Annotated in this window: 10 protein-coding genes; 6 read left to right on the forward strand and 4 right to left on the reverse strand. The window is 67.4% G+C overall.

Annotated elements, in window-relative coordinates; genetic code table 11:
* Genes VXM69_RS37110 through VXM69_RS37120 form a run of 3 tightly spaced genes read right to left on the reverse strand, consistent with a single transcriptional unit; the run spans nt 1 to nt 3559 of the window.
* The gene (locus tag VXM69_RS37110; RefSeq protein WP_367190460.1) at nt 1-948 is read right to left on the reverse strand and encodes an ABC transporter substrate-binding protein; all 948 of its coding nucleotides are present in this window, start codon (nt 946-948) and stop codon (nt 1-3) included.
* 42 nt (nt 949-990) lie between these two features.
* The gene (locus VXM69_RS37115) at nt 991-2022 is read right to left on the reverse strand and encodes an ABC transporter permease (RefSeq protein WP_034191814.1); all 1032 of its coding nucleotides are present in this window, start codon (nt 2020-2022) and stop codon (nt 991-993) included.
* On the reverse strand, nt 2015-3559 hold the full coding sequence (locus VXM69_RS37120) for a sugar ABC transporter ATP-binding protein (protein ID WP_226252585.1): 1545 nt from the start codon (nt 3557-3559) through the stop codon (nt 2015-2017). Before VXM69_RS37120 ends, VXM69_RS37115 begins: the two co-directional genes overlap by 8 nt.
* A 234-nt stretch (nt 3560-3793) precedes the next feature.
* On the opposite strand from VXM69_RS37120, the gene VXM69_RS37125 reads away from it, so the two are divergent.
* On the forward strand, nt 3794-4495 hold the full coding sequence (locus tag VXM69_RS37125; RefSeq protein ID WP_069704844.1) for a FadR/GntR family transcriptional regulator: 702 nt from the start codon (nt 3794-3796) through the stop codon (nt 4493-4495).
* A 230-nt stretch (nt 4496-4725) separates the two neighbouring features.
* On the opposite strand, the gene VXM69_RS37130 is transcribed toward VXM69_RS37125, so the two are convergent.
* Entirely contained in the window at nt 4726-6132 is a 1407-nt protein-coding gene (locus VXM69_RS37130) for an MFS transporter (protein ID WP_343726876.1), read from the reverse strand.
* A gap of 463 nt (nt 6133-6595) precedes the next feature.
* Between VXM69_RS37130 and VXM69_RS37135 the strand changes: the two genes are divergently transcribed.
* From VXM69_RS37135 to VXM69_RS37155, 5 genes are all read left to right on the forward strand, one after another.
* A complete protein-coding gene (locus VXM69_RS37135; protein WP_034191818.1) occupies nt 6596-7540 on the forward strand; it encodes a helix-turn-helix domain-containing protein in 945 nt (314 codons plus the stop codon).
* A 283-nt stretch (nt 7541-7823) separates the two neighbouring features.
* Nucleotides 7824-9263, forward strand: coding sequence for an APC family permease (locus tag VXM69_RS37140; RefSeq protein WP_367190461.1), 1440 nt, complete (start codon nt 7824-7826; stop codon nt 9261-9263).
* A gap of 260 nt (nt 9264-9523) precedes the next feature.
* Nucleotides 9524-10969, forward strand: a complete 1446-nt coding sequence (locus tag VXM69_RS37145; protein ID WP_367190462.1) for an aldehyde dehydrogenase — start codon at nt 9524-9526, stop codon at nt 10967-10969.
* Between the two features lie 62 nt (nt 10970-11031).
* On the forward strand, nt 11032-12396 hold the full coding sequence (locus VXM69_RS37150) for an aspartate aminotransferase family protein (protein WP_367190463.1): 1365 nt from the start codon (nt 11032-11034) through the stop codon (nt 12394-12396).
* 142 nt (nt 12397-12538) lie between these two features.
* Entirely contained in the window at nt 12539-13102 is a 564-nt protein-coding gene (locus VXM69_RS37155) for a cytochrome b/b6 domain-containing protein (protein ID WP_059562574.1), read from the forward strand.
* The last annotated feature ends 78 nt before the right edge of the window (nt 13103-13180 follow it).

The following is a 13180-nucleotide window of genomic DNA, read 5'->3' on the forward strand; positions in this document are numbered from 1 at the left end:
TCAGTACAGGACGTTCTTCGACGCCTGCGAATCGAGGTTCTGCTTGTCGACCATCACGACGCCGGTATCGATCAGCTTCGGCGCGGGCTTGCGCGCGATCACGTCGAGCGCCGTGCGCACGCCCTGGTTCCCCATTTGCCACGAGCCCTGCACGGCGATCGCCTGCACGGTGCCGTCGCGCACGAAGCCCTGCAGGTCCTCGTTGCCGTCGAACCCGATCGCCACCACCTTGCCCGCCTTGCCCGACTGCTTCAGCGCACGGCCCATCCCGACCGCGGTCGGCTCGTTCGCGCCGAAGATGCCCTTCAGGTCCGGGTTCGCCGACAACACGTCGGTCGTCTGGTTCAGCGCGGTCGCCATTTGCGATTGCGAGTAATACGGGCCGACGATCTGCAGCTTCGAGTGGCGCTCGATGTACGTGCGGAAGCCGCCGACGCGGCTGACCTCGGACCCCGCGCCCGGCACGTACGACATGATCGCGATCTTGCCGGACTGCCCGACGCGATCGATCAGCGCCTTCGCGCACAACGCCCCCGCCTTCTCGTTGTCGGTCGACAGGAACGCCTGGTAGTACGGCTTGCCGGCATCCGAGATGGCCGAGTCGATCAGCACGACGGGAATGTGCGCTTCCCACGCCTTCTTGATCGCGGGTACGAGCGCATCGGGATCGGACGGCGCGAGCACGATGGCCGCCACATGACGCGTGACCGCGTTGTCGACCATGTTGACCTGCCCGCTGATGTCGGATTCGGCCGCCGGCCCCTGGAACGTCATCGTGTAGCCGTTGGCCCCGTCGAGCGCCGCCTTCGCGCCTTTCTGCACGTTCTGCCAGTAGTTCGAATTGACCGTCTTGACGATCACCGCGATCTCGCCGCCGGCCGCATACGCGCCGCTGTTGCATGCCGCGAACAGGCACGCCGAGGCCGCCAGCAGGATGGATTTGTTCATGTCTCGCTCCGCTTCTCGTTGGTAGGGACTGCTTGCTGCCGGTCAGGGCCGGCGATTGCGCAACTGGTCGATCCAGACCGTGCCCAGAATCACGACGCCGATGATGATCTGCTGGATGAAGCTCGACACGCCGTTCATGTTCAGGCCGTTGCGCAGCACGCCGATCACGAACGCGCCGATCGCCGTGCCGGAGATCGTGCCGACGCCGCCCATCAGCGACGTGCCGCCGATGACCGAGCTGGCGATGGCGTCGAGCTCGTACATCACGCCTTCGTTCGGCTGCCCGGTGACGAGCCGCGACATCAGTACGCAGCCGGTCACGCCCGCGAGCGCGCCGGACAGCACGTAGGTGAACAGCTTCACGCCCTGGACGTTCACGCCCGACAGCCGCGCCGCCTCGGCGTTCGAGCCGACCGCGTAGATGTGACGGCCAAGCGACGTCCTCGACAGCAGCACGGACACCACGACGAACAGCACGATCATGATCACGACCGGATACGGAATGCCGGGAAACGTCGTGTCGGGGAACCCGTCCGCGCCGATGTGCGAGATCCGCAGCAGCGCGCCGTTGCCGAGCGCGCCGAACGCGTCGCCGAGATCCGATACGGGCCGGGCGCCCGTGATCTGGAGCGCGATGCCGCGCGCGACGAGCATCATGCCGAGCGTCGCGATGAACGGCGGCAAGCCCATGCGCGTCACGCAGATGCCGTTGACGAGCCCGCACAGCGCGCCGACCAGGATGCCGGCCGCCATCGCGGCGGGCACCGGCACGCCCGCCTTGACCAGCAGCGCGGCGCACACGCCGGCCAGCGCGAGCACCGAGCCGACCGACAGGTCGATGCCGCCCGTGATGATGACGCAGGTCGCGGCCACGCCCAGATAGGCGATGGAGGTCACCTGCAGGCCGACGGTCATCAGGTTGTCGACCGAGAAGAATGCCGCGCTCGATATCGAGAACGCGAACACGAGCACGACGAGACTGCCCAGCGCGGCGAACTTCTGGATCAGGTCGCGCCGCCGCTGTCGCGCCGCCCGCTCGTCGGCCTGACTCCGATCGGATGTCATTTCAAGCATGGGAACGCCCCGACGCATAGTGCATGATCTCCTCCTGACTGGTGTGTTTCGTGTCGAGCACCGCGGTCAATCGACCTTCGTGAAAAACGGCGATCCGGTCGGTCATGCCCAGCAGTTCGGGCAGTTCCGAACTGATCAGCACCACGCCGACGCCGTCGGCGGCGAGTCGGTCCATCAGCCCGTAGATCGCGAACTTCGCGCCGACGTCGATCCCGCGCGTCGGCTCGTCGAAGAACAGGATCTTCGAGCCGCGGTAGAGCCATTTGCCGATGACGACCTTCTGCTGGTTGCCGCCGGACAGGTTGCGCACGCGCTGGTGCACGGACGGCGTGCGAATCGCGAGGTCCTGCACGTAGCGGCGCGCCACCTCGAGTTCGTCGTCGAAGCGCAGGAAGCCCAGGCGCGACGAGATACCGCGCACGTTCGCGAGCGTGAGATTCGCCGCGACCGGCATCGGCAGCGCGAGCCCCTCCTTCTTGCGGTCCTCCGACAGATACGCGATGCCGTGCCGGATCGCCTCGCGCGGCGAGCGGATCGTCACGGGCCGGCCGTGCAGCGCGATCGAGCCGCCGTCCGGGCGATCCGCGCCGAAGATCGCGCGGGCGATCTCGGTGCGCCCGGCGCCCATCAATCCCGCGAAACCCAGGATCTCGCCGCGGCGCAGCGCGAACGACACCGGTCCGAACACGCCGTCCCGGCGCAGCGCGCGCACGTCGAGCAGCACGTCGTCCGTCGGCACCGATTGCCGGGACGGATAGGCGTCGTCGAGCGTGCGTCCGACCATGCGCGCGACGATGTCGTCGAGGCTCACGTCGGCGAAATCGTCCGTCGAGATATGGCGCCCGTCGCGCAGCACGGTCACGCGATCGACGATCTGCGCCATTTCGTCGAGGCGGTGCGAGATATACAGAATCGCCACGCCGTCGGCCCGCAGTTCCTCGATGATGCGAAACAGCTGCACCGTTTCCGACTCCGTCAGCGACGACGTCGGCTCGTCCATGATCAGCACGCGCGCGTCGTGCGACAGCGCCTTCGCGATCTCGACCATCTGCTGCTGCGCGATGGACAGCACGCCGACCTTCGTCGTCGGCGCGACATTCAGGCCGATCCGCGCGATGCAGCGCGCCGCGTCCGCGTTCATGCGTTTCGTATCGACGAACGGCCCGCGCCGCGGCTCCCGCGCGAGGAACAGGTTCTCCGCCACGCTCAGGTGCGGGACGAGATTGAGTTCCTGGTGAATGATCGCGATGCCGGCCGCCTGCGCTTCGGAGGCCGAACGGAATTGCACCGGTGCGCCGCGATAGTGAACGACGCCCTCGTCGGGCAGGTACTGACCGCTGATGATCTTCATCAGCGTGGATTTGCCCGCGCCGTTTTCGCCGCACACCGCATGCACCTCGCCGCGGCGCAGGTCGAGGCGAATGCCGTCGAGCGCCACGACGCCCGGGAAGCGCTTGCGAATGCCGTCCAGGCGCAGGATCTCCCGGTCGGTTTCGTCCTGCGCGGCCTGGCCGGGCAGATTGCGAGGCAATGCCATTGCGTCTCCTGGGGGCGGATCGACCTCGGCTTCGTCTGGTCAGTCCAATTTGGAGGGATTACATCAATCAAACCCATTTTGGTCAAGCCAATTTAACTATCTCAATCCCGATCTTACCAATAGTGAAAACCCGGACATCCGGATGAACCCGCCGCTGCAAAGGGCGATGCGGCGGGCGTGATAGACTCCGCGACACGCGCTTGCGCCGAAAGCGCATTGACCCCAATCCATCGGATGAAATCGACAGAACCCAAGCGGCTTTACCAATCGGTCGCGGCCCAGATCGTCGCGTTGATTCGCCAGGGCGAATTCGCGATCGGCGAGCGACTGCCGCCGGAGCGCGAGCTGGCGCTGACGCTCGGCGTATCGCGCCCGTCGCTTCGCGAGGCGCTGATCGCGCTGGAAATCGGCGGGCAGATCGAGATCCGGATGGGCTCGGGCGTCTATGTCCGCGACACGGCGGCCGACGATGTCGGCACGATGGTCACGCTCGGCGACAGTCCGTCGGAATTGATGCAGGCCCGCGCGGCCATCGAAGGCAGCGTGGCCGCGCTGGCCGCCGCGCGGATGACGGCCGCGATGCTCGACCGCCTGCGCCGCACGCTTCAGCGCATGAAGCGGCTCGCGGAAGCCGGCAAATCGCCGGTCGAAGCCGATCGGCAGTTCCACATGCTGATCGCGGAAGCCGCCGGCAATTCGGTGCTCACCCGCTTCGTCGGCGAGTTGTTCGACAGCCGCCACGACCCGATCGCGACCGCGATGCGCGGCCACGCGGAGAATCCGCAGACGTGGACGGCCGCCGTGCGCGAGCACGAGGACGTGCTCCTCGCGCTACAGGCCGGCGATCCGATCGCGGCGCAGACGGCCATCCGCGCGCATCTTCGCGCGTCCGAAGCGCGGTGGATCGAGGGTGGCCTGAAAGCCGAGCCGGATTGACCGCTGCGGGCGTCGGCACATGCGGGCGAACGCGTTGCCAAACGAGGCCGGCCCGATATCCGTCCCAATCTCCGTCCGGATCTCCGCTGAAAAAATTCCGGCGCTTGCCGCGTGAATGCGGCAGCGCAATCGCGCGTCACGCCGACCGGGTCCGGCCGATTCGCGCGAGCCGCTGCCCGCGACGCCGAGGGCAGGCCGTTGGCGCCGCGACACGCGGGCCCGGCCACGCGCTATTCAACGCCCTGCAACGCCGCCCGTTCGCTCGCCGTGCGGCGCGGCGGCAATGAGCGCGGGACCAGGCTCGTCACCAGCACCGAGCCCACCACCAGCAGCCCCGCGACCACCGCGAGCCCGGCATACGGCGCGCCGGTCCGCGCAAACAGGGCGCCGACCAGCCACGAACCGAACGCGCCGCCGAGCGAACCCAGCATGCTGATGACCGCGATGCCCGCCGCCGCCGCCCGCCCGGTCAGTTGCGCCGCCGGAATCGTCCAGAACACGATCGGCACGGTGAACGCGCACAGCTGCGCGATCGCCAGCAAGGTCACGGTGAGCCAGACATGGCCGACAGCGAAGCGCAGGAACAGCAGAGCGCACGCGGTGACGAGCATGCAGGCCACCGTATGCCACCGGCGCTCGCCGTACCGGTCGGAACTCCATGCGATCGCCACATTGCCGATCATCGTGAACACGGAAATCAATCCGGACAACCAACCGATTCCGGCGACACTCGTCACCCCGGCCGTCTTCAGCACCGTGGGCGACCAGAACGTCACCGTGCCCATCCCGACGTAGACGCAGAAATAGATCGCCGCCAGCCCCAGCACGCGCGCGTGGCGGACAATGTCGAGAACGCCCACCCGGCCATGGCCGATCACGGCCGAGGCCCGCTCCGCGTCAAGGTCGCGCAGGAGCGCCTGGCGATCCGACGGCGACAGCCATGCCGCCTGTTCCGGTCGGTCGCTCAGCATCAGCGGCGCAACCAGCCCGAGCGCGATGGCCGGCAACCCTTCGATCAGAAACAGCCACTGCCATCCGCGCAACCCCATCGCGTCCTGCATGTGCGCCATGATCCAGCCGGACAGCGGCCCGCCGATCATCCCCGCGACCGGAACGGCGAGCAGCAGCACGCTGTTGACACGGGCGCGCACCGCATCCGGAAACCAGTACGACAGGTACAGGATCAGGCCCGGAAAGAAGCCGGCCTCGGCGGCGCCGAGCAGAAAACGCACCACATACAGCGACGCGCTGCCGGTCACGAACATCTGCGCGACCGTGCAGAGGCCCCACAGCACCATGATTCGCATGAGCGTGCGGCTCGCGCCGATGCGCGCCAGCAGCAGATTGCTCGGCACCTCGAATGCGGCGTAACTGATGAAGAAGATGGCCGCCGCGGAGCCGAATACGGCTTCGCTCAAGCCGAGGTCCTGCAGGAACTGCAGCTTGGCGAATCCGATGTTGACGCGATCGACGAAGTTGACGACGTAGCAGAGGAACAGAAACGGAATCACGCGTAGCGCGATCCGACGATACAAGAAGGCAGGGGATGACTCGGACATGGACCGCTCCCGGTATGTGGAAATGCGTCGACCGTCGTTTGCATTGCGTGGGGGCCGCCAGCGATGGCGTCGACACACGTTGCGCGCGCACGAGCGGGCGAAGCGTTGCCGGATGATTATACAAATCCCGCCATTCGGTATTTATCGGTAGTTAACACGAGAGAGGCCGTTGGATGCTACGCACGCGATGCCGCCGCACCCCGAACCCGTCAGTTTCGTAATAAATATCGAAAAAACTCGATCACCAGGCCCTCTTTCCCGCGTGCAAGGTATCGCGCGACACCCTATGTAAACCCCATCATAAAAATAAATACAATCCCTTATAATGAGATTTACAAAAAATAGATCCTCGAGGGTTGAGATCGCCTCCTCCCGTGTTTTTTTCTGGATATGATCGTCGGGGAAACTGGCCGCGTCGTACGGCACCTTCGGAAGCCATCCAGGCGAACCGCGCGCATGGCGCGAGCCCGCTGCCCGCGCCTGGCAGCATGAGCCGGCTTCGGCCGGCGTCGAATTTGAGACGGAATGCATTAGCCACGCCATGAACCTGCACGCTGAAACACTGTGCTTCTCGGATGTGTTCCTCCATTCGCAGGCGATCGTGAACTGGTCGCAGCACTACGATCAGATCAGTCCGGGCACGGCCACGACCACGTTGCGCCAGGTCGCCGGCCAGCGCTTTCACGTCTTTCGCGAACGCATCAACCAGCGCGTGATGCAGCACGGACTCGCGCCGCGCGGCCGGCTCTGCTTCGCACTGCCGATCGCCAGTGCGGTTGCGCCGGTGGTCCAGGGCCGTACCGTCGAGCGCCCGAGCCTGCTGACGCTGCGCGGCGGCGAGGAATTCGTCGCGCACCTTCCGAGCGACACCGAAGTGCTCGCCTTCACGATCGATCGCACCCTTACCGCCGATCGCGAGGTCGACGAACTCGCGCACCTGCCGGCGCGTATTCTGCAGCAGCCGGTACTCCCGATCGCGCCCGCGCGTTACCGCGATGCACTGGACGGCCTCGAGCAGGTACTCTGCCAGGCGCTCGACCGCGATTCGCTCACGGCGCGCGATGCGTTCGACGAACGCGTGCTCGCGCACAGCGTCGTCGGTATCCTGCTCGACCTCGTGCAGACCGACGCGTCCGGCGCCGGCGCCCTGCCGTCGGCGTCGACGCAGAGCTACATCGTGCGCCGCAGCCAGGAGATCGCGCTCGACAGCGACGACGTGCCGACCGTCATCGATCTCTGCCACCACCTGCGCATCAGCCGCCGCACGCTGCAATACAGCTTCCAGAACGTCGTCGGCACGACGCCGACGGCCTACCTCCGCTCGATCCGGCTGAACGCGGTGCGGCGCTTCCTGATGACGACGCCCGAGACGATACGCATCGGCGACGCGGCGGCGCAATTCGGCTTCTGCCACTTCGGGCGCTTCTCCGCGTACTACCAGCAACATTTCCACGAGTTGCCGTCGCATACGCCGCGCCTGAGCTGAGTCCGTGCGCAAGCGCCGTGACGCCGCATCCGGGTAATCCCCTGCCGCTCGACGCATGCGGATTGCCGATAGCGGACAACGCCCGGTTTTTCGGCACCGTAAATTGCGTCGTCGGCCTGCTCCGCGGTGCGTTGCACCGGGCGGCCGGCCAAGCGTACACCGGTGTCGCCGGCGGACATCAGCCTCCATGGCCGGTTCGTCAGGATCGGCCCGCGGCACCGGGATATTGATCAGACATGCCGGTGTCGATTCCTGATGGACGATCCGGTCAGCGGGACTACTCATGAACGAATCGTCATCCCGGTCCGACGCGGGGCTCAGCAGGAACGCGGTCGGACTCTCACACATCGTCTTCTTCGTCGTCGCCGCGGCCGCGCCGCTCACCGCGATGGTCGGCGCGACGCCCGCGGCATTCTCGCTCGGCAACGGCCCCGGCGTGCCCGGCGTATTCGTGCTGGCCGGCATCATGTACCTGATCTTCAGCATCGGTTATGCCGCGATGAGCCGGCATATCTCCAATGCGGGCGCGTTCTACGCGTATATCGCGAACGGGCTCGGACGTCCGGCCGGCGTGGGTGGCGCGTTCGTCGCGATCGTCGCGTACAACGCGGTGCAGATCGCGATCTACTGCATGTTCGGCTTCTTCCTGAACGACAGCATCCAGCGCCACTACGGCGTCGACGTGCCGTGGTGGGCGTTCGCGCTCGCCTGCGTCGTCGTCGTCCATGTCTGCGGCGCGCGGCGCATCGAGTTCAGCGGCCGGCTGCTCGGCATGCTGATGATCGGCGAGATCGCGATCGTGATGCTGCTCGATCTCGCGATCGTCGCGCACGGCGCGAGCACCGGCGGCTTCAGCGCGAAACCGTTCAGCCCGTCGACGGTGTTCGCGCCAGGGCTGGGCACCGCGCTCGTGTTCGTCCTCGGCTCGTACATGGGTTTCGAGGCAACGGCGATCTTCTCCGAGGAGGCACGCGACCCGAAGCGCACGATTCCGCGCGCGACCTACGTTGCCGTGCTTCTGATCATGGCGTTCTACGCGCTGTCGTCGTGGGCGATCGTCGAGGCATGGGGGGAGAGCCGGATCGCCGCGCAGGCGGCCCACGACCCGGCCAATCTCTGGTTTGCCGTCAGCGGCCGGCTGCTCGGCGGCATCGCGACGGACGCGATGAACGTCCTGCTCGTCACGAGCCTGTTCGCGGCCATCCTGTCGTTCCACAACACGATCACGCGCTATTTCTACGCGATGGGCCGTGAACGTGTGCTGTGGCGCAAGCTCGGCCATACGTGCCCCGTGCATCGCTGCCCCGACGTCGCCGGCAAAGTGCAGACGCTGATCGCGCTCGCGGCCATCGCCGGATCGGCCGCCTTTCGCCTCGACCCGTTCGCGGTCGTGTTCTCGTGGATGAGCGCGCTGGCCACGATCGGCATCATCGCGGTGCAGATCCTCGTGGCGGCCTCGGTGATCGCGTTCTTCGCGCGCGATCGCCGGGATGCCAGCGTCGTGCACCGCCTGATCGCGCCGCTCGTCAGCATGATCGCGCTCGGTGCCTGCCTCGTGCTGGTCGTACGCAACCTGTCCGTGCTGAGCGGATCGGATTCCACCTTTGTCGCGATGTTTCCGTATTTCCTGGTCGCCGTCGGCGCGCTCGGCATCCGCGCCGCCTTGCGATTGAAGCGCAGCGACCCCGACCTGTACCGCGAACTCGGGCGCGCCGTCCAGTAGCCGCCCCCGGACGGTGCCGCACGGCACCGCCGTCGCACGACGCCCCGTCGACGATGTCCCGGGGCCGGCGACCCGCGCCCGCTGCGTCGCGCCGGCGCGGGTATTCCCTGTCCCGATCGCCTCGCAACGATTGCCGATAGCGGACAAGGCCCGCGATTTCATCGACATACAGTGAAAGCGACGTTGAAGCCGCACCGTGGCCGCTGCCCTCGCCGCCACCGGTTCGGTCCGACGATTCGCCCCTGGGAAACACGGACACCATGATGAAAATTCAGAATCTGATCGGCGGCCGGCATTGCGATGCCTCCGCCGGCCGCACCTTCGAAAAACTCGCACCGGCAACCGGCGACTACGTAGCCGCGGTGCCCGCGTCGAGCGCCGAAGACGTCGATCGCGCCGCGCGTGCCGCGCACGATGCCCTGCACGACGACGCGTGGGCCCGCGCGGGCGGGCCGGCCAGAGCCCGCTGGCTGCTGCGGCTGGCGGACCTGGTCGAACGCGACGGCGATGCGCTGACGCAGCTGCTCGCCGTCGAACAAGGACGGCCGCTCGCCGAGATGCGCATGATGGACCTTCCGATGTGCATCGACACGCTGCGCTACTTCGCCGGCTGGGCCGACAAGCTCGAGGGCCGCACGATTCCGACCGACGGCTTCATGGGCCGCCCGACGCTCAGCTACACGCGGCGTGCGCCGGTGGGCGTGGCCGGCCAGATCATCCCGTGGAACGCGCCGCTGATGATCGCCGTGTGGAAACTCGCGCCGGCGCTGGCGGCCGGCTGCACGGTGGTCGTCAAGCCGTCGGAGGATGCGCCGCTGGCCGTGGCCCGGCTCGGCGAACTCGCATGCGAAGCCGGCCTCCCTGCCGGGGTCGTCAATATCGTCCACGGCGTGGGCGCGGAAGTCGGCGCCGCACTGGTCGCGCACCCGCTCGTCAACAAGATCAGCTTCACGGGCAGCACCGAAGTGGGCCGCGCGATCGCAGGCGCCGCGGCGAAGACCTTCAAGCGCGTCACGCTCGAACTGGGCGGAAAAGCCGCGCAGATCGTCTTCGCGGATGCCGATCTCGACCGTGCGATCCCGTCGCTGATGGCCGGCATGTTCGCGAACCAGGGCCAGACGTGCGCCGCCGGCTCGCGCGTGCTCGCGCATCGCTCGATCGCGCCCGCACTCGAAGCGCGGCTCGCCGATGCGGCCCGCGCGATCCGCGTCGGTCCGCCGTCGGAGCCCGGCGTGCAGATGGGCGCCCTCATCAACCCGCGTCACCTCGCACGCGTCCGCGCGCTGGTCGACGGCGCGCTCGCCGAAGGCGCCGTGCTGCTGGCCGGCGACGAACAGCTGCCGCCGCGCGGCTGCTTCATGCGCCCGACGGTGCTCGGCGGCGTCCATCCGGGCATGCGGATCGCCCGTGACGAAGTGTTCGGCCCGGTCGGCATGGTCATGCCGTTCGACACCGAGGACGAGGCCGTCCGCATCGCCAACGACACGCCGTTCGGCCTGTCCGCTTCCGTGTGGACGCAGGACGTCGGCACCGCGCACCGCGTCGCCGAGCGGCTCGACGTCGGCGCGGTCGCGATCAATGCGTGGAGCCCGATCGACGCGCGCCTGCCGTGGGGCGGCACCAAGCAAAGCGGGATCGGGCGCGACCTGTCGAAGGCCGCGCTCGATTCGTACCTCGAGGAAAAGATCGTCACCGCAGCCCTGTGATCCCGCGGCGCACACCGCGCCGCCTCCTGTTCAAGCACTTCGTAAGAGAGACGAGAGACACCATGGACTATCAAACGCGTCAAAAACGATTCTGGCATCCGATGAGCTCGGCGGCCGCCGGGCATACGACCCCCACCGTCGTCATCGCGCGCGGCGACGGCAACTATGTGTACGACGTCGAAGGCCACCGCATGCTCGACGGCGTCGGCGGCCTGTGGAACGTCAACGTCGGCCACAACCGGCCGGAAGTGAAAAGCGCGATCGCCCGGCAGATGGACGAACTGTCGTACTACCAGACCTTCGACGGCGTCGCCCACCCGCGCGTCTACGACCTGGCCGACCGCCTGTGCGCGATGTTCGCGCAGGAAGACATGCAGCGCGTGATGTTCGGCAGCGGCGGATCCGACGCGATCGAGACCGCGCTCAAGATGGCGCGCCAGTACTGGATCGCCGCGGGCGAGCCGTCGCGCACGAAATTCCTGTCGCTGCGCAACGGCTATCACGGCGTGCACATGGGCGGCACGTCGATCGGCGGCAACGGCGTCTACCATTACAATCACGGCCCGCTGCTGCCCGGCTGCGTGCTGCTCGATACGCCCTGGCTCTATCGCAACCCGTGGAACTGCGACGATCCGCAGCAGCTCGTCGAGCATTGCATCGGGCAGCTCGAGGAAACGATCGCGTTCCACGGTCCGCAGACCATCGCCGCGTTCGTCGCGGAACCGGTCCAGGGCGCGGGCGGCCTGATCGTCCCGCCCGCCGATTACTGGGCGCGCGTGCGCGACGTATGCAACCGCAACGGCATCCTGCTGATCGCCGACGAGGTGGTGACGGGCTTCGGCCGCACCGGCAGCATGCTCGGCAGTCGCGGCTGGGGCGTCGCCGCCGACATCCTGTGCGTCGCCAAGGGGATTTCGGCCGGCTACGTGCCGCTCGGCGCGACGCTGTACAACGGGCGCATCGCTCAGGCGATCGAACATGGCGCGGGCTTCTCGCACGTGGTCATGCACGGCTACACGTACAGCGGGCATCCGCTCGCGTGCGCCGCGTCGCTCGCGGTGCTCGACATCGTCGAAGCCGAGGATCTGCCGGGCAATGCCGCGCGGGTCGGCCAGCGCCTGCTCGAGCAGCTTCAGCCGCTGAAAGCCGACTTCGAGACCGTCGGCGACGTGCGCGGCAAGGGGCTGATGCTAGCGCTCGATCTGGTGACCGACAAGGCCAGCCGCACGCCGCTCGATCCGGGCCAGGGGTTTGCGGCGCGCGTGGCCGATGCCGCGCGCAAGCGCGGGGTCCTGGTCCGTGCGATCGCGAACAAGGTCGTGATGTCGCCGCCGCTGACGCTGCTGCCGGACGAAGCCGACTTCATCGCGGTCACGCTGCGCGAGGCGCTGCAGGCGTGCTGCGCGGATTCGCGGTCGATCGCCTGACGCCGCCGGCCTTCGTGCACGGGCCCGGCATCCCGGGTTCGTGCGCATGGCCATGCCCCCGCGCGCCGATGGGCACCCTCGCGGGACGTCGATGCCCGGCGCCCCGCCCGCCGTTATTTCGTTTTCGAGGATCACACGCCAAATGGAAAACCAGGCCGTTGCATTCACGGTGGAGAAATACCCGCTCGCCCTTCGGCTGCTGCACTGGGCCCGGGCGATCCTGATCGGTGCGCAGCTGTGGACCGGCTGGACCATGGTCCGGCTCGACGACAACCTGCCGGCCAAATTCGACTGGTACTACCCGACCCACAAGGAATTCGGCGTGCTCACGCTGCTGGTGGTCGTCACGCAACTGGCGATCCGCTCGATGAAGCCGTTGCCGCCGCTGCCAGCGAGCCTGCCGAGGCTCGACCGCAAGCTCGCCAAGATCGGCCACATCCTGCTGTACACGCTGGCGATCGTCGTGCCGCTGATGGGTTATTCGATGTCCAGTACCTATACGCAGAGCGACGGCGTGCCGTTCTTCCTGTTCCGCGTGCCTGAGCTGCTGCCGAAAAACGACCACTGGTTCGAGGCGTTCCAGTGGCTGCACCGGACGCTGGCCTACACGTTGCTCGCGCTCATCGTCCTGCACGTTCTCGGCGCGCTGAAACACCGGTTCTTCGACCGCAATCCGGAAAACGACGTGCTACGGCGGATGCTGTAACGCCGCCGCCGTCCGGGCGCGCGGCCCGGTCGGTATTCGCCTTCGGGCCGCCTGTTGACGGCGGCCCGGTTTCCTGCA

The organism is Burkholderia sp. Ed8 (assembly GCF_040761425.1).
GTDB classification, from domain to species: Bacteria; Pseudomonadota; Gammaproteobacteria; order Burkholderiales; family Burkholderiaceae; genus Burkholderia; species Burkholderia seminalis.

Excerpts from the sequence above, each read along its gene's own strand:
- VXM69_RS37110 (WP_367190460.1), bottom strand. The coding sequence starts at position 948 with ATGAACAAATCCATCCTGCTGGCGGCCTCGGCGTGCCTGTTCGCGGCA.
- VXM69_RS37115 (WP_034191814.1), bottom strand. The coding sequence starts at position 2,022 with ATGCTTGAAATGACATCCGATCGGAGTCAGGCCGACGAGCGGGCGGCG.
- VXM69_RS37120 (WP_226252585.1), bottom strand. The coding sequence starts at position 3,559 with ATGGCATTGCCTCGCAATCTGCCCGGCCAGGCCGCGCAGGACGAAACC.
- VXM69_RS37125 (WP_069704844.1), top strand. The coding sequence starts at position 3,794 with ATGAAATCGACAGAACCCAAGCGGCTTTACCAATCGGTCGCGGCCCAG.
- VXM69_RS37135 (WP_034191818.1), top strand. The coding sequence starts at position 6,596 with ATGAACCTGCACGCTGAAACACTGTGCTTCTCGGATGTGTTCCTCCAT.
- VXM69_RS37140 (WP_367190461.1), top strand. The coding sequence starts at position 7,824 with ATGAACGAATCGTCATCCCGGTCCGACGCGGGGCTCAGCAGGAACGCG.
- VXM69_RS37145 (WP_367190462.1), top strand. The coding sequence starts at position 9,524 with ATGATGAAAATTCAGAATCTGATCGGCGGCCGGCATTGCGATGCCTCC.
- VXM69_RS37150 (WP_367190463.1), top strand. The coding sequence starts at position 11,032 with ATGGACTATCAAACGCGTCAAAAACGATTCTGGCATCCGATGAGCTCG.
- VXM69_RS37155 (WP_059562574.1), top strand. The coding sequence starts at position 12,539 with ATGGAAAACCAGGCCGTTGCATTCACGGTGGAGAAATACCCGCTCGCC.